Here is a 14,920-nt window from a genome sequence, read left to right on the forward strand (position 1 = left end):
TAGGTAGTTGAAGCAATGTTAGAAATCAAAAAGCTAGAGGCAACAAGTGCTCTTAGCGCACTAAAAGCCGAATATTTTGCACACACGAGCGCTCCATTAGACGGCATGTGGCACTTTGGGTTTGCCCCAATGGCTCAACATTTTGGGTTTTACGAACACGACCAGTTGGTAGGGTTTTGCTGTATTAATAGCGATGATTATCTGCTGCAATATTACCTGTCACCACACGCAACGACATCGGCAGATGAACTGTTTGCATTGATAGCGCAAGATAACAGTAACGTGATTGGCACTATCGGTGGCGCTTTTGTCAGCACATGCGACCCCAAGTTTCTGTCGATGTGCTTAGACAACAGCACATCAATTAAGGTTAACGCTCTGATGTACTGCGGCATTCATAAAACTGCTTCGAAACCTGCAAACATCTCACTGATAGAGGCATCCGAAGACCAGATCCATACCTTTGTTGAATTTGCAGCCCATGCGATTGGGGCGCCTAAAGAATGGCTAACGAGTTACTTTGGCAACTTAATCGCAAGGCGGGAATTGTTTGGTTACTGGGAAGAAGGCCAACTCGTCGCGAGCGGTGAATGCAGAAAGTTTGATGAACACCAAACCGAGTTCGCAGACCTAGGCATGATCGTATCGCCTGATTATCGCGGGCAAGGTGTCGCAACAGAAGTATTGCGAGCGCTTATCCTACTCGCGAACTCTCAAGGATTAACCCCAATGTGTTCAACAGAGAAAGCCAACATTCCTGCACAGAAAGCGATAGCGAAAGCTGGTTTACTCACTCACCATCGCTTGCTTCAAGTCGAGTTTAAGTAAATACACATACCTTTTCATCCTTCTAGCGTATGCTTTTGGTAATATGTCATAAGGTTAGAGAGTCGGAGAACATCATGCTCCATTGGATCATTCCATCATCCAGCAAGCTGAATCACTTAATTGAGTGTTTTTGGTTTATTGAGAAAGTGTCAGGGTCGGGGGAAAACTTCCCAAAGCTAAATCCAGATCCTTGTGCACACCTAATTTTGGCGCCGAGCTCTGAGCCTTATGCTTACGCATGTGATACGCATTCTGAGTCTGGACTAGGCAGCCATTATTTGTATGCGCACCAGAAAACCTTTGAGTTAGACCATTCAAAGCCTTTCACTCATTTAGGGGTAAAATTCAAAGTGGGTGTGCCTTATACCTTACCAATGAGTGAAAACAATGAAGTGACATTAGATCGCGCTATTCAATTAAATATCAGCGAGTTATTGAACCTTTCAGACGCGAATCTAAACAACTTGTTAGCATCAGCAAGGCATCGCCCTGAAGATTGTCTAGCGCATTTGGAAGCCCTGCTCTCTCATTGGATAGAACAAGCTAAAGGTGATCAACATAGTCAATTAACCAACAAGGTTGTCGATGAATTACAACGCTCGGCAATTTCAGATCTGGCCGACAAGCTTCACTGCTCACAACGCACCATTGAGCGAAGTTTTCGCCGTGTTACTGGACTAACGTTAAAGCAGTACCAAGCCATGACTAAGCTTGAATTGATGCTGGAATATCTTCATCAAAAGCAATCAGAACAAATCGACTGGGTAGATATTGCCTTCGAGTTTGGCTTCAGTGACCAACCGCATTTAATCCGATATTTAAAACAACAAATCGGTACCACCCCGACTCAGTACGTTTCTGAGCGAGGCTTTACTATCGATATCTACGGTGGCGTTAGCTCAACGTAAGCCTTAATGAGTAAACTCAACATGATTAGAAAAATGCAAGATTCAGAGCTCAATACCATAGTGTCGCTTTGGTATCACGCATCAGTGCAAGCTCACAGCTTCATCGATGAAGCATTCTGGCGAAACCAGATGACTCCAATGAAAGAAACCTACCTACCAAACAGTGAAACTTACGTTTATGAAGAAAATGGCAATATCCTAGGCTTTATCTCTTACTATCAAGGTTTTATCCCAGCTTTATTTGTTTCGCCTACCGAGCAGTCTCAAGGTATTGGAGGCCAGCTATTAGCATTTTTAAAGTCTCAACATAAACAGCTCAAACTTGCGGTTTATGCTCAAAACCAAAGAGCCCAACATTTTTATCTCGCTCAGGGTTTTAAAGAGAATGGTCGAAAGCCATGCGAACATACTGGCCATGAAGAGGTATTGATGGAATGGATGCCATAGTAAGCAGCCATGAAGCGACACCAATTTAACCTAGTACCCACCCTTTCCTAACACGCGGTATTATCGCGACACAAAAAGAGCCACTCAGAGTGGCTCTTTTCTCTATCACTTTTACAGTGTAAATACTGGCTTTAGAGGGCTACTGACAAAAGACTCTTATTCTGTGATTGTCTGGATCCAGCCCGACAAATGTCATTCCAAACACTAATTCTGTTGGTTCCTGCAAAAACTCGACACCTTTTGCTTGCCACTCTTTATACACCTTGTTGAGTTCAGTTCGGCTTTCAACCGCGAGCGATAATTCTGTCCCGCCACCTAATGTATTGGCTACCGGTATGACTTGCTCACGCTGCTTCAGTTGTAACGTAAAACAACTGGTGAGGTTAAATGACATAAAGGTGGGAGAAAGCACTAAAGCATCACAGTTAAATAACGTCGAATAGAACGCTCGACTGCACTCTATGTCTTCCACATACAACTCGATTGAATCAAATGTCATCACACTTATTTTCCTACTTAACAACCAAAGAGGTGGAAAGCATAAAGAGTCGGAGTGACAAACCGTGTCAGGAGTATTTTGTGAAGGTGAAAGCAAAGATGAACGAAGTTGAGCCATGAAAGCTCAACTAGAGAGGGTCACCATATCAGCGGCTAACTTCAGCCAGGATCCACTGAGAAAACGCCTGATATTTCGAACGTTTTTGCATACCTTGCGGACAAACCAAATCGTAACCTTTATCAGATTCTAATGTAGGAAAAGGAGTAACAAGCTGCCCAGTTTCTAGCCAACGCTTATCAAACTCCATTCGTCCAAGTGCAACTCCCATTGACTGCAAGGCAGCAGCCGAGGCATTTTCATGTGTAAAAATATCGCTGCGAGAAGTGCAGTCGATATCCAAATTCATCTCTTTGAGCCAATGCTTCCAAGCAGAATCATTACCACTATGGATAAAATTCACGTTGGCCAAGTTAGTGTCCTTATCAAACAGCTTATATTGCTTTGCATACTCTGGGCTGCAAACTGGCGTGCGTCTTCCCAAAAACAGTCGTTCGCTGTAGTGATCTGGGTAATGACCTTCACTGTAAAAAATACCGACATCAAGTGGGTCATATTGAAACTCACTTTGATGTTGTTTAGTTAACAGTTTAATGCTCAAGTTAGGGTAAAGATCGCGAAAGCTTTTCAAACGCGGCATCAGCCATGCGGAGGCAAAGTAGGGAGACGTGCCGATGAGAATTTCGCCGCTCAACTGCCCCTGCTTAATGTCATTGAGCTCGGAAAAAATCAGCTCAAACGATGTATTGAGCATCCCTTTAACGCGCTCACCTTCAGGCGTGAGCTCTAACATTCTCGTTTTACGAATAAACAAACTAAATTGCAGTTGCGCTTCTAACTTTTTGATCCGCTGGCTCACTGCCCCTTGCGTTAAAAACAACTCCTGCGCTGCCAATGTAAAACTTAAATGCTTAGCTGCCACACTAAATGTATGCAGCAAAGACAATTGCTGCTGACGATTGACTACCTCACCCATGCATTAGCCTCACTAATTTATAACCGGTATTTTCTCGTTTGTAGCACACATCACTGTCAATATAAATTAAGCCTTGTAATCCAAAATACAAAGAGCTGAAGCAATGACAAAACAAAATCTAAAAGTCGTGGTGATTGGTGGAGGCTCAAGCTACACACCTGAATTAATTGAAGGGCTCATTACTCGCTCTCATGAACTGCCTATTTCAGATCTATGGTTGGTGGATATTGATGAAGGTGTGGAAAAAGCGCAAATCATCGCTGACCTGACGAAACGTATGGTAGCGAAGGCGGGCTGTGATATTCAGGTTCACCTAACCACCGACAGACAACTTGCCCTCAAAAATGCCGACTTTGTTTGCTCTCAATTCAGAGCAGGCCGTATGGAAGCCCGACTTAGAGATGAGAGAATCACCCTGAAATACAAAATGATTGGCCAAGAAACCAATGGCTTAGGTGGCTTCTCAAATGCATGTCGAACCATTCCAATTGCCCTTGAAATCGCCAAAGAAATGGAAGCACTATGCCCCAATGCTTGGTTACTCAACTTCACGAACCCGTCAGGTATGGTGACTGAAGCGCTTACTAAGCATTCAACCATTAAAACGGTTGGACTGTGTAACGTTCCCGTAAACATGGAGCGTGGCGCTGCAAAAATGCTAGGCATTGAACGCAAAGATATGACGATGAAAATCGCAGGGCTAAATCACTTGGTCTGGATCACTCAACTATTCCATGAAGGGGAAAATAAAGTCAGCCAGGTGCTCGACGAGTTATTGCGCGGCAATGATCAAATGACGCCCAAAAACATCCCTCCGTTTGAATGGGATGGTGAACTCATTAAAGATATGGGCATGGTGCCCTGTGCTTACTTACGCTACTACTATCAATCTCGAGACATCATAAACAAGGAGTTTGCGGCTTCTGAATCTAACTCCAACCGTGCCGATATCGTGGCAAAAGTAGAAGCACAACTTCTTGAAATTTATAAAGATCCAAAGTTAGATACCAAGCCGAAAGTGTTAGAAGAGCGTGGTGGCGCGTATCATTCTGAAGCAGCTTGTGAGCTAATGAGCAGTATCTACAATAACAAACGTACTATCATGCACGTTAACACGCGTAACAATGGTGCAACACAAGGGCTGCCTGATGATTGTGCAGTCGAAGTGAGCTCTGTCATTACCAGTAGTGCCATTATCCCACTGAATGTCGAACCTTTCCCAACCGATACGCTTAGGCTTATCCAACTAATGAAAGAATTTGAGACATTAACCGTCGAAACAGCCATAACGGGGGATATTAACGCAGCAAAACGCGCATTAATATTGAACCCGATTGTTGATGCAGGCACACATATTGATGATGCGTTAAAAGAAACCTTACGTGAAAACATCGAATTCATGCCCGCTTTCTCTCATCTACTCGATAAATAAAAATCATAATGCCAAGAGCATACGTGCTCTTGGCCGAGGAGCCCACTATGAAACTTATTATGAACGCTGACGACTTTGGGCTCTGCGAAGCCGTGAATAATGCCATTGCTGACTGTTTCGAAACTGGCATCGTTGGTTCTACCACGGTGATGATGAATCAACCGGGGGTCGAGCACGCCATTCAGTTATACAAGCAAAAACGTATCCCAGAAGTTGGGCTACACTTTACCGTTACCTCTGGAAAACCTTTATTACCTGCAGCTGAAGTATCGACGTTGGTCGATGGTGATGGAAACTTTCTCGACAAATCAATCTTGTTAAATAAGTACGATGTCTGTCCTGAGCAGGTTTTCAATGAGTTAAGTGCACAATACGATGCTGCATTTGACGCTGGCTTTCTAATTAATCATATAGATAGTCACCACTTCGGCGGTGTGTTTGGGCCACTAAAACAAGCATTCACACGATTTGCCAATGAATCTCAACTGCCAGTAAGGCGAGTTGATACCATCGTAAGTGGACAGCAAGGCTTAGAAGTAGAGACTCCTGATATTTTTGACATGGACTTCTATGATCAAGGAGCGAGCTTAGACAACCTAAAAGCGAGGTTACTGCATTACCAAGAAACAATGCCCAACGCCGTGATTGAGTTTATGTGCCACCCTGCTACACATGTCGATGAATCACTTCAAGCATTGTCCGGTTATACCCATAAGCGAGTGGATGAATGGAAAATACTGACCTCTCCCGAGTTAAAGAATTGGCTCGAAGAGCAGCAGATAGAATGTATTGGCTATGACGATTTTTGACATCAATAGCCAGTTTAACGTTTTAGTGCCCACTCCGCCCTTGAGCAATACTTTTCTGAAAAATCCATAAAGATACGAACTTTAGGGGCAAGGTGTTCTCTATGAGGATACAGCGCGTAAATGCCTCTTGGTTCGAGCTCATTAATCCTCTAACAAAGGAACCAGCTTCCCTTGCCTTAGTTCTTCATTAAGAGTGGTTTTGACCATCGCAGAAATACCAAGCCCTTGAACCGAAGCGTCAATCACGGCATCGACAGAATTGATTTTTAAATGGCTGTTGATGTTGTGTTCACTCACCTGGCCCGATGCTTTATGACGAAAAGCCCCAACAATCGGTGACGATAAAATCGATAAGGTGATCCACTGATGATCAACCAACTCTTCCGGAGTGTTGGGGCGACCATGTTTTGCAACATACTCAGGGGAAGCAAAAATGACCACGGGCGTATCGCACAACTTTTTCGCGATTAAAGTAGAGTCCGGTAAGTGGCCAACCCTCACCGCCAAATCAATCCCTTCTTCCACCATATTCACGACTTTATCGTTCACGTTCAGTAGTGGATACACACTTCGTAGCTCTTTAATGACGGGGATCAGCAGCGCTCTACCGAATGAAACCGGGCTTGAAACTTTAATGGTGCCTGTCGGCTGATTTTGATATTGGCGAAGTTCATTAAGGGCGATATCAGCTCGATTGACAATTTGCTCGCAATGCTTGTAATAAATCTCACCCGCTTCGGTCAAACTGAGCTTTCTCGTTGAACGATTCAATAATCGCACCCCGACCTCTTGCTCCAATAAACGAATTTGCTTACTTACTGCTGATTTCGCGACTCCAAGTCGTCGAGCGGCTTCAGAAAAGCTTTGCGCTTGCACAACCTTAGTGAACACCCCTACTCGCTTCAATTCGTCCATAACACCTCAACCGTTCACTTTTTGAGAACAGTGCAGTTCTGATTAACCATCTAGTAAACAAATAGGGAACTGACAAACTATTTACCAAGCCAATCAGAAGGCCAATTAATCAAAAAGAGGACTTAACAATGTTCAACAAAAAGAACCTATTTATCACTCTGGCGGTGGACAAGTATTCAGAGATCAAGGCGCCATCATCATTGCACATGCGGAAGCATACGAATGGATGAAAGCGAATCCGCACCCTGATCTAGCCCTACCTAACGAAGTATGGGCAGGTAAGCAAAAGAACATTGTATTAGGAAGTAAAATTATCGAACTGCACTATGTAGGAATGAGCCACGGTTTAGGAATGACGGTATCACTCTTACCAAAAGAGAAAGTGTCTTATATTGCTGATATCGTCACACCTAATCGTGTCATGTTTACGATAGTGCCTGACTTCAATATTGGTGAATGGCAAAAAGTATTAGGGAACGTTGAGAAGATGGATTTCGACACTTCTATTTTTTCTCATTCCCATGCAAAAGAACCTTTTGGAACAATGCAAGATATCACCCAAACTCGTGAATATATTGAAGACCTACAAGCGGCGATCATCGCTGAGTTTAATCAAGGTACGGCATTTGAAGATATTCCAGGTCGTATCAGCCTTGAGAAGTACAAACATTGGGTTGGCTATGATGATTTGGCTACAAATGAACGCTTTGCGTGTAATCCTAGACATGTGGATGGGTCCATACCCTTGGCGACCAGATCACGCTTACGAGTAAGAGATTCTCCTAGCGAACTGGATCTGCCTCCTCGTTGAAAGGTGCATAGATTACCCATAAACCTAACCCCGGAGGCTAATAAGCTCGGGGTTAGCCTGTTAACTGATACCTGCAATAGGGCAACTATGGTGATATACCTTGCCAATAACGCGACTAGCTATTGAAAAATATAAAGTTTCTACTGTGCTTCATTGCTTATTACTCATGGCAATGATACTTATTATCACGAATGAATCATGAGGTGATTCCGTCACCTACTCGTAAATATTGACTATGAGAACATCACAATGAAACACTTATTGGCTATTTTATTCCTACTCATGCCATTGCAACTCTCAGCCTCCGAAAGCACCAAACAAGCCATCGCCAAAGAGCTCATGGAAGTCATGGATGTCGACTCATTAATGGACACCATGTACACCCATGTAAAAAATACGATGGACAACGCGGCCCACCAACTCAATGTGACAGAATCAGAGCGCCCGCTATTTACTGACTACTACCAGAGTGTCAACCAGCTCATGCAAGATCAGCTTAACTGGGACATACTCGAGCCTCAATTTATCACCATTTACGACAAAAATTTCACTGAAGATGAACTCAGCGCGATGCTAGAGTTTTATAAAACTGAACAAGGAAAGAGCATTTTGAAAAAAATGCCAGCTGTAATGCAAGAATCCATGCTGTTAAGCCAAAGCATGCTGCAAAATATATTGCCTCAGCTCCAAACCCTGTCTACTCAGTTTGATAAAGAGCTTAAAGCGCACCGAGAATCTGCCAAGCAATAACTAAAATAGCCTTGGTACAGAAAGCTAAGCGTACCAAGGGCATTTCAGTGCGTTATCTAAGGTGTACAAACCTAAAAACAGCGCGATTACCAGCTAGAAGGGCGACTATCTTTCATCAAGGCATCTAAAACTTTCTGTGCCTTTCTCGGATTTTCTAAATCAATCACTTCTATCATTTCACATTCATCGCGAACCATTTCATCAATTAGGCTAGGATAATGTCGGCAATCTTCCGGTCTATCGAGATAAATGCGGCAAGTGTACTTATTGGGTTCTTCTGGGAAGCGTTTGGGGGCTAATTCTAGAAACGGGCATTGCGTTAGCCTTTTCCCTGAAATAGGATCAAACCATATCTGATTATCTTTAACGAATTCAAATATATCTGGGTTAAATAGCTCCCACAGATCGATTTCTTCTTGGGTTGCTGCTAAATCGCCATCACCATACTTGATGCAGCATTTCCCACACTGATTGCAATCTTTCATAATTCGTATAATCACTTTACGGCTGACGTTCTATTGTAGCACCGTTGCCACACGAATCGACCATCACCTATTTCAGATAAAGAATCACATGAACAAAATACTCATCATTGGCAACTCAGGCTCAGGGAAGACTTGGTTGGGGAAGCGTCTCGCAAACACACTCCAACAGGAGACAATAAGCCTAGATTCGATCGTCTGGGAGCCAGGCGGCTACAATCAGAAACGCTCTCAAGAAACCGTCTCAGCTGAGCTTCATCACCTTGCCAATAAGGAAATGTGGATTGTAGAGGGTGTGTTTGGCGCACTAGCAGAAACGCTGCTTCCTTATGCCGATGTCCTGATCTTTCTTGATATGCCGTGGGATGTTTGCAAAACCTCTTTGCTTGCAAGAGGTTCTGAAAGCGCTAAACAGCACGATAAAGTACGTGCGGAACAAAACTTTAATGCTCTGATTCAATGGGCTTCAGAATACGATATTCGACAGTCAAAGAACTCCTATCATTTCCACCAACAACTATTTACCCGTTTCAAGAAGCAGAGCTTTCGTTTAACTGACCGAACCCAAGTTGATGAGTTCTTAAACACACTGAAAATATCATGTGAGCTCAATTAGCCAATTTTCTATTGAATAGGCTTAGCTTCCACGTCTAACGTGTTGTTTTTCATATCCACCAGCGCATGATACAAACTTAGTGGATCACCATAGTGCTTAAATGTGAAGTGATATTGATAGCTAGGACCCCATAGTTCTTGGGGTTCAGCAAAATTAATATCGTAACCATCTTGTTGATACAACTCGGTGTCGACAACTTTGTTCATCGCAGCTTGAGCCTCATCACTTTTGTCCACTTTAGGCTCAAGGGAAGGGTTACTCGGATAACTATCGCCATTGTGGCTCATCAAGCGATAAGCGCCATTACTCCACACCACAAAATCGTGCCAACCATTTCGATAGCTGTCCGCCAACAACACCGGCGTTTTCACCACTGTCATGCGGTGAACCACTTGCCCGGCTTGATTGAAAATAAACGCCGAGCAGCCCCCACTTCCACAAAAATACCGCTCTTGCATGAGCACCAAGTACTCAAGTGAGCCATCATTATTCAGGTCTGCTTGACCAACCAAATAACGAGGGAAGCCTTCAAACGCAGAAAGACTTTCAGGAAGCAGTATTTGATTCTCTACCCAACTCTGAATAGTACTTTTATCTGCTGCGGCCACAGGTTCATGTAGCGTGTCTGAATGCTGATTGTCCACAGATGCGCATCCTGCTACTCCAAGCGTACTCATCATGAGAAATGAACTAAATAAACGTAGATTCTTCATATTCACCTTTACTTTAATTCGGACGATTTCGCCAAATAAGACGCCATCTCTTCCTCAGGAACCATGCCACCTCCCGTCGCCCAGACCAAGTGTGTCGCTTGCTGCAGTTGGCTTGACGAGAAGTCATGCTGCTGATGATAGGCACCATCTTGTTCGACATGAATAGGGCCAAGCATTCCAGCAAGAGCCGATGGTTCTAATTTGATGCCTTCTGATTGCGCCAACTGACCTAGCAATCGGTACATATGCTCATCACTTAAGGTGTAGTAGCCGTCGAGTAAACGCTCCATCGCTCGGCCAACAAAACCGGATGCTCTGCCTACTGCAAGGCCATCTGCGGCCGTAATGTTATCAATGCCGAGCTCTTGAACCGAAATCTCATCGTGAAGCCCAGTATGCACGCCTAACAACATGCAAGGAGAATGCGTAGGCTCGGCAAAAATGCAATGTACATGATCGCCAAATGCCATTTTCAAGCCAAAGGCCACCCCACCGGGGCCGCCGCCAACTCCACAAGGCAGGTAAACAAATAATGGATGCTCTTTATCGACTGCAATACCTTGCTCTTCAAATTGCGCTTTTACACGCTCTCCGGCGACGGAATACCCTAAAAACAAAGTCTTCGAGTTCTCGTCATCAATAAAAAAGCAGTTCGGATCATTCAGTGCTTCTTTTCTGCCTTGCTCTACCGCCACTCCATAATCTTGTTCATACTCAACCACATTAACGCCATGCGCTCGAAGCTTATTCTTTTTCCACTCCCTCGCATCTGCAGACATATGCACAGAAACAGAAAAGCCGAGTTTGGCGCTCATAATACCAATGGACATGCCTAAATTCCCCGTAGAGCCCACAGCAATACTGTACTGCCGAAAGAAAGCCTTAAACTCTTGGCTAAAGAGCTTGCTGTAGTCATCTTCAAGGCTCAAAAGCCCTTCACGAATCGCTAACGACTCAGCATGCGCAAGGACTTCGTAGATTCCCCCGCGCGCTTTAATCGAGCCAGAAATCGGTAAGTGGCTGTCTTTCTTCAACATCAAACGCCCAGCTATTGGAGTCGAATACGTGCGCTCTAAGGCAGCCTTCATCGCAGGGATAGCCACGAGTTCTGACTCAATCACTCCCTTAGACGTAGCCGTTTCAGGAAACACTTTCTCGATATAAGGAGCAAACCTTGCGAGGCGCAAACTGGCGTCTTGAATATCACACTCAGTTAAGCCAACGTATGGCAGCCCGTGTTCTAATGAAGTGCTGTTGGGGTTAAACCAGCATACTTCATTCAATTGAATGAGCTGCTTGAGTAAAGGAAAGTCAGTAGTGAGCTGAGAAATATTCGGATTGGTCATGTGTCAGCCTGCATTATGTGAGCGCGATAAACGTATATGTGCGAACCATTTAACGCCGAAATGGCGGCGCGCACAATACGAGTAATCTATCGTCTTCACAATTTTACAAAGCTAAGGTGGGCAATGTTTACTAAACGAAAAGTTACGATAGCGATTTATGCATGATGTAGCTATCGACGAGGCCAAACTCCTTATGCTGGTATGCTTGAGGAATCGTTCCAATGATCTTGAAGCCTAACGTTTCCCATAACCGCACCGCAACCGTATTGGTCGATACCACAGAATTGAACTGCATCGCAGTAAACCCTAGGTCTAACGCCACACGCTGAGAATGTTCACAAAGCGTTCTTGCCAATCCTTTTCCTCGTGCAGCTTCACTCACCATATAGCCACAGTTACAAATGTGCGCACTTGGCCCCATCGCATTGGCTTTCAAATAATAAGAACCCAATACCTTCCCTTCACTTTCCGCGACAAAGGTTTTCAAAGGAGCTTCACACCACAACGTGTATGCCTCTTCAAACGTCATGGTTGGTTCAAACGCATAAGTCTGCTGTGCTTGGTAAAGCCAGACTCGCTCGATTCATCAATCATCCACACATAATCATAGCGATAAGCAAAATCATGAACCAAACCCGGAATGAGTAATAGCCCCGTAGGAGATAGCAAGAACCACAGCGGTTTAGGAATAGACGCACCATCAAACTCAAACCCTTTCGGTACAACAATTCGATTACCGTGCCGATCTTCAAAAAACTAATCCTCAGCTAAAACCCAAGAACGAACTGAAGTAATCCACGCCCACAATTTAAGCAAGGTCGGCATATTTCTTGTTTTTATTGGAATTGGAATCAATTTCGGCATCAACACGTTGTCGTCCCTCACAGTGAAATCAAAATTCTTCTAATGTGTCTCTATCTTGAAAAGCATTTAAGTCAAACTCAATATGCCCTTGTTCCGACACTGAAAGCTTGGTTTTGTTACGCTCTACCCCTGTTTCATGCACATCGATACACCCGTTAAACACTTCCCAATCGTAGCTGTATTCCATTAGGTACTCATTACCTCCAAGGTACGTAACAGACTGAATCACAATGCCATTTTGATTATGCGCCATGACATCAATATGCGAAAGGTCCGGAATTAAGCTTCGTTGAAACTCTTCTTTCGTCGACTCTAACGCTTGCATCAGCACAACACAGTTATGTTGTCCTTGTTCAAACGGCACTAAATGCTTTGCTAAAATCATCTTTTCCTCTTACATCAAGCGTTATACATTCACTTTGTATTTCAGGTCACTCACTTCATCACCCGTCATCCCGCGGAAACCCCAACAATGGGCGGGTTGCTCTTTGATGGTGATTTCAACATCAACAGGCCCAATGCCTAACTGACTTTCAATGTTTTCAAACAACACTTTGATGAGCAGCTTTTTGGTTTCGATTTGTCGCCCTTCCATCATATTTATCTCAATAACGGTATAGGCATCACTTCGACCACCAGGATAATAAAAATCCTCTTTTTCCATCGGAATAAAGCGGTAAGCCCAACACTTGGGTCATCGAAGCTTGAAGCACATCTGATAACGCCGCTTTAATCGGGTTAAGGTGTTGCTTGATTCCATAAATAACAATCATGGTGCTTCCTTTCTAATTGTTTCATTAAGGTAACGTTAAACTCATGCTTACAAACTCATCCTCTTGATTGACGATGGTGTAGCCTAAGCTCTGGTAAAATTGGATGGCTTTTCGATTGCGAATAAAGCTTGAAAGCGTCACTCGATCACGTGACTCTTGTACCGCTTGTTGGTGTAACTCTTTCATCACCTGATGGCCCACACCTTGGCTTCGATATTCAGGAAAAACCAGTAGTAGGTGAACATGATAAGCGTTGTCATAAGGTTTAAAACAAACAAGACCGACTCGCGTCTGATCGCGGGTTATCCAGTAAAACCAGTCCGCTTGATACTCTTGAATCAATCGCTCTTTTTGGAACTCATCATCCCAGCCAAATACGGCGTCCACATGCTCAAACAAACCTTGTTTGAGCGCTTGAAACCTGAGTTCAAACTCACTGTCTAGGATGGGCTCTAACTGAAAAGACATGCCTTTTACGCCAAATTCTGTGGCTTGCCTTGTGCAAACGCCACAACATTTTCGAACGCCACCTTAAAGTACAACTCATAACTCCCTTGTTCGACATAGCCTAGATGAGGCGAACACAACACATTCGGCAAAGAGATTAGCGGCTCATTTTCACGACAAGCGGGTTCCGATACATAAACATCAACGGCTGCACGCTTGGTAGATTGAGCTTGCATCTCGGCCAATAATGCTCCGTCTTCCACTAGCTCGGCACGGCTCACGTTAACAAACAGAGAATCCGATTTCATAATTGATAGATCTTCACGGGAAACTATTCCACGAGTCGCGTCATTGAGCCTCAAGTGCAGAGAAAGGATATCGCAGCAACGGAAGAAGTCTTGTTTTGAAGTGGCGGACTGAAAACCGTCTTCAACGGCGGCCAATCGGGAAGCTTCGCTGCCCCACACCAGCACATTCATATCGAACACCTTGGCATACTGGGCAATTTTCTTACCAATCTTTCCATATCCCCAAATACCTAGAGTTAGGCCACTCAGAGTTCTTCCTAAGCCCAACGCACCAGACTGCTGCCATTTCCCGTCCGCTAAATTAGTAATGTATTCCGGCAGATAGCGAGACGCAGCTAAAATTAGGCTCCAACATAACTCCGACGGTGCAACAGGTGACCCTATGCCTTCTGCCACCTCGACTCCGTATTGCTTACACAATTGAACATCAATATGGTTACTTACCTTTCCTGTTTGACTGATCAACTTAAGATTTGGCAGAGCACTCAATAACGATTCAGTAATGACTGTTCTTTCTCGAATCAATACCAAAACCTCAAACTCATGCAGTGCATTAGCCAGCTGAGCTTCGCTCGAAAAACTATCGGTAAAAACCTGAACGTCATGACCTTCCAACAATTGAAAGCACTCTAAATTTGGGACAGCATTTTGATAATCATCCAGAATTGCTACTTTCACTTATTTCTCCTGTTTCTTATTTTTATCTGAGAGCCGATCTTTAGGGGCACCGATGTCGCACTTTTTGCATTCAAGTTTGTGCCCTAACATGTTTTTTCTGCCTTGATGGTCTATCACCCACGGTCGGCAAATAAAAGGAGGTTGGTGGCGGACATGTTGAAAGTGTCCACACTCTAATTGCGCTACCCAATCCCCTTCTTCATCGATGTGATAGCCTGATATTGGTTGTTTCATGTGACTATTTGGTATTGAAAACCAAGT

19 protein-coding genes and 2 pseudogenes are annotated in these 14,920 nt (G+C 44.0%); 8 read left to right on the forward strand and 13 right to left on the reverse strand.

The features are described 5' to 3' along the window. The first annotated feature begins 15 nt into the window (after positions 1 to 15). The 3 genes from ACHUFI_RS01865 to ACHUFI_RS01875 all read left to right on the forward strand — a co-directional run bounded on the left by ACHUFI_RS01865 (position 16) and on the right by ACHUFI_RS01875 (position 2,183). Positions 16 to 828 carry a GNAT family N-acetyltransferase gene (locus ACHUFI_RS01865; protein ID WP_394246505.1) on the forward strand — a complete coding sequence of 271 codons (813 nt, stop codon included), beginning with the start codon at positions 16 to 18 and terminating at the stop codon, positions 826 to 828. A 74-nt stretch (positions 829 to 902) separates the two neighbouring features. Further along, complete coding sequence (locus ACHUFI_RS01870; protein WP_394246506.1) at positions 903 to 1,736, forward strand: helix-turn-helix domain-containing protein; 834 nt, start codon at positions 903 to 905, stop codon at positions 1,734 to 1,736. Between the two features lie 6 nt (positions 1,737 to 1,742). Beyond that, complete coding sequence (locus tag ACHUFI_RS01875) at positions 1,743 to 2,183, forward strand: N-acetyltransferase (RefSeq protein ID WP_394246507.1); 441 nt, start codon at positions 1,743 to 1,745, stop codon at positions 2,181 to 2,183. Between the two features lie 139 nt (positions 2,184 to 2,322). Here the strand turns inward: ACHUFI_RS01875 and ACHUFI_RS01880 are convergent, their stop codons facing one another. Continuing rightward, complete coding sequence (locus ACHUFI_RS01880; protein ID WP_394246951.1) at positions 2,323 to 2,682, reverse strand: VOC family protein; 360 nt, start codon at positions 2,680 to 2,682, stop codon at positions 2,323 to 2,325. A gap of 145 nt (positions 2,683 to 2,827) precedes the next feature. After that, positions 2,828 to 3,715, reverse strand: coding sequence for a LysR substrate-binding domain-containing protein (locus tag ACHUFI_RS01885; RefSeq protein WP_394246509.1), 888 nt, complete (start codon positions 3,713 to 3,715; stop codon positions 2,828 to 2,830). Positions 3,716 to 3,818: 103 nt separating this feature from the next. Between ACHUFI_RS01885 and ACHUFI_RS01890 the strand changes: the two genes are divergently transcribed. Both ACHUFI_RS01890 and ACHUFI_RS01895 read left to right on the forward strand, forming a co-directional pair. Beyond that, a complete protein-coding gene (locus ACHUFI_RS01890; protein ID WP_394246511.1) occupies positions 3,819 to 5,147 on the forward strand; it encodes a 6-phospho-beta-glucosidase in 1,329 nt (442 codons plus the stop codon). 47 nt (positions 5,148 to 5,194) lie between these two features. After that, complete coding sequence (locus ACHUFI_RS01895) at positions 5,195 to 5,956, forward strand: carbohydrate deacetylase (RefSeq protein ID WP_394246512.1); 762 nt, start codon at positions 5,195 to 5,197, stop codon at positions 5,954 to 5,956. Between the two features lie 141 nt (positions 5,957 to 6,097). Here ACHUFI_RS01895 and ACHUFI_RS01900 read toward each other — a convergent pair whose 3' ends face one another. Then, positions 6,098 to 6,871, reverse strand: coding sequence for a LysR family transcriptional regulator (locus tag ACHUFI_RS01900; RefSeq protein ID WP_394246513.1), 774 nt, complete (start codon positions 6,869 to 6,871; stop codon positions 6,098 to 6,100). A gap of 226 nt (positions 6,872 to 7,097) precedes the next feature. Between ACHUFI_RS01900 and ACHUFI_RS01905 the strand changes: the two genes are divergently transcribed. Both ACHUFI_RS01905 and ACHUFI_RS01910 read left to right on the forward strand, forming a co-directional pair. Then, entirely contained in the window at positions 7,098 to 7,682 is a 585-nt protein-coding gene (locus ACHUFI_RS01905) for an MBL fold metallo-hydrolase (protein WP_394246515.1), read from the forward strand. Positions 7,683 to 7,931: 249 nt separating this feature from the next. After that, entirely contained in the window at positions 7,932 to 8,432 is a 501-nt protein-coding gene (locus tag ACHUFI_RS01910; protein ID WP_394246516.1) for a DUF2059 domain-containing protein, read from the forward strand. Between the two features lie 86 nt (positions 8,433 to 8,518). Here ACHUFI_RS01910 and ACHUFI_RS01915 read toward each other — a convergent pair whose 3' ends face one another. Then, positions 8,519 to 8,917 carry a YkgJ family cysteine cluster protein gene (locus tag ACHUFI_RS01915; RefSeq protein WP_394246518.1) on the reverse strand — a complete coding sequence of 133 codons (399 nt, stop codon included), beginning with the start codon at positions 8,915 to 8,917 and terminating at the stop codon, positions 8,519 to 8,521. Between the two features lie 88 nt (positions 8,918 to 9,005). Between ACHUFI_RS01915 and ACHUFI_RS01920 the strand changes: the two genes are divergently transcribed. Beyond that, positions 9,006 to 9,530 (forward strand): P-loop NTPase family protein, encoded by a 525-nt coding sequence (locus ACHUFI_RS01920; RefSeq protein ID WP_394246520.1) that lies wholly within the window; start codon positions 9,006 to 9,008, stop codon positions 9,528 to 9,530. Between the two features lie 8 nt (positions 9,531 to 9,538). Here ACHUFI_RS01920 and ACHUFI_RS01925 read toward each other — a convergent pair whose 3' ends face one another. The 9 genes and pseudogenes from ACHUFI_RS01925 to ACHUFI_RS01965 all read right to left on the reverse strand — a co-directional run bounded on the left by ACHUFI_RS01925 (position 9,539) and on the right by ACHUFI_RS01965 (position 14,893). Next, the gene (locus ACHUFI_RS01925) at positions 9,539 to 10,243 is read right to left on the reverse strand and encodes a hypothetical protein (RefSeq protein ID WP_394246522.1); all 705 of its coding nucleotides are present in this window, start codon (positions 10,241 to 10,243) and stop codon (positions 9,539 to 9,541) included. An 8-nt stretch (positions 10,244 to 10,251) separates the two neighbouring features. After that, on the reverse strand, positions 10,252 to 11,589 hold the full coding sequence (locus tag ACHUFI_RS01930) for a D-serine ammonia-lyase (protein ID WP_394246523.1): 1,338 nt from the start codon (positions 11,587 to 11,589) through the stop codon (positions 10,252 to 10,254). A 142-nt stretch (positions 11,590 to 11,731) separates the two neighbouring features. Further along, positions 11,732 to 12,172 (reverse strand): GNAT family N-acetyltransferase, encoded by a 441-nt coding sequence (locus ACHUFI_RS01935; RefSeq protein WP_394246953.1) that lies wholly within the window; start codon positions 12,170 to 12,172, stop codon positions 11,732 to 11,734. Continuing rightward, positions 12,115 to 12,327, reverse strand: a pseudogene (locus ACHUFI_RS01940) (DUF1353 domain-containing protein); the annotation flags it as partial. The gene ACHUFI_RS01935 and the pseudogene ACHUFI_RS01940, both read right to left, overlap by 58 nt. Before the next feature lie 154 nt (positions 12,328 to 12,481). After that, positions 12,482 to 12,838: a hypothetical protein gene (locus tag ACHUFI_RS01945; RefSeq protein WP_394246524.1), complete on the reverse strand. Its 357-nt coding sequence runs from the start codon at positions 12,836 to 12,838 to the stop codon at positions 12,482 to 12,484. Between the two features lie 21 nt (positions 12,839 to 12,859). Next, positions 12,860 to 13,226, reverse strand: a pseudogene (locus ACHUFI_RS01950) (tautomerase family protein). Between the two features lie 24 nt (positions 13,227 to 13,250). Beyond that, positions 13,251 to 13,694: a GNAT family N-acetyltransferase gene (locus ACHUFI_RS01955; protein WP_394246525.1), complete on the reverse strand. Its 444-nt coding sequence runs from the start codon at positions 13,692 to 13,694 to the stop codon at positions 13,251 to 13,253. Positions 13,695 to 13,699: 5 nt separating this feature from the next. Beyond that, the gene (locus ACHUFI_RS01960; protein WP_394246526.1) at positions 13,700 to 14,659 is read right to left on the reverse strand and encodes a D-2-hydroxyacid dehydrogenase family protein; all 960 of its coding nucleotides are present in this window, start codon (positions 14,657 to 14,659) and stop codon (positions 13,700 to 13,702) included. Next, positions 14,660 to 14,893, reverse strand: a complete 234-nt coding sequence (locus tag ACHUFI_RS01965; protein WP_394246528.1) for a DUF3565 domain-containing protein — start codon at positions 14,891 to 14,893, stop codon at positions 14,660 to 14,662. Between the last annotated feature and the right edge of the window lie 27 nt (positions 14,894 to 14,920).

It is taken from the genome of Vibrio profundi (assembly GCF_043642225.1).
GTDB lineage: Bacteria > Pseudomonadota > Gammaproteobacteria > Enterobacterales > Vibrionaceae > Vibrio > Vibrio profundi_A.

Bases quoted from the DNA above. Each gene is read 5' to 3' on its own strand.
- ACHUFI_RS01865 (WP_394246505.1), top strand. From the start codon at position 16: ATGTTAGAAATCAAAAAGCTAGAGGCAACAAGTGCTCTTAGCGCACTA.
- ACHUFI_RS01870 (WP_394246506.1), top strand. From the start codon at position 903: ATGCTCCATTGGATCATTCCATCATCCAGCAAGCTGAATCACTTAATT.
- ACHUFI_RS01875 (WP_394246507.1), top strand. From the start codon at position 1,743: ATGAGTAAACTCAACATGATTAGAAAAATGCAAGATTCAGAGCTCAAT.
- ACHUFI_RS01880 (WP_394246951.1), bottom strand. From the start codon at position 2,682: ATGACATTTGATTCAATCGAGTTGTATGTGGAAGACATAGAGTGCAGT.
- ACHUFI_RS01885 (WP_394246509.1), bottom strand. From the start codon at position 3,715: ATGGGTGAGGTAGTCAATCGTCAGCAGCAATTGTCTTTGCTGCATACA.
- ACHUFI_RS01890 (WP_394246511.1), top strand. From the start codon at position 3,819: ATGACAAAACAAAATCTAAAAGTCGTGGTGATTGGTGGAGGCTCAAGC.
- ACHUFI_RS01895 (WP_394246512.1), top strand. From the start codon at position 5,195: ATGAAACTTATTATGAACGCTGACGACTTTGGGCTCTGCGAAGCCGTG.
- ACHUFI_RS01900 (WP_394246513.1), bottom strand. From the start codon at position 6,871: ATGGACGAATTGAAGCGAGTAGGGGTGTTCACTAAGGTTGTGCAAGCG.
- ACHUFI_RS01905 (WP_394246515.1), top strand. From the start codon at position 7,098: ATGAAAGCGAATCCGCACCCTGATCTAGCCCTACCTAACGAAGTATGG.
- ACHUFI_RS01910 (WP_394246516.1), top strand. From the start codon at position 7,932: ATGAAACACTTATTGGCTATTTTATTCCTACTCATGCCATTGCAACTC.
- ACHUFI_RS01915 (WP_394246518.1), bottom strand. From the start codon at position 8,917: ATGAAAGATTGCAATCAGTGTGGGAAATGCTGCATCAAGTATGGTGAT.
- ACHUFI_RS01920 (WP_394246520.1), top strand. From the start codon at position 9,006: ATGAACAAAATACTCATCATTGGCAACTCAGGCTCAGGGAAGACTTGG.
- ACHUFI_RS01925 (WP_394246522.1), bottom strand. From the start codon at position 10,243: ATGAAGAATCTACGTTTATTTAGTTCATTTCTCATGATGAGTACGCTT.
- ACHUFI_RS01930 (WP_394246523.1), bottom strand. From the start codon at position 11,589: ATGACCAATCCGAATATTTCTCAGCTCACTACTGACTTTCCTTTACTC.
- ACHUFI_RS01945 (WP_394246524.1), bottom strand. From the start codon at position 12,838: ATGATTTTAGCAAAGCATTTAGTGCCGTTTGAACAAGGACAACATAAC.
- ACHUFI_RS01955 (WP_394246525.1), bottom strand. From the start codon at position 13,694: ATGTCTTTTCAGTTAGAGCCCATCCTAGACAGTGAGTTTGAACTCAGG.
- ACHUFI_RS01965 (WP_394246528.1), bottom strand. From the start codon at position 14,893: ATGAAACAACCAATATCAGGCTATCACATCGATGAAGAAGGGGATTGG.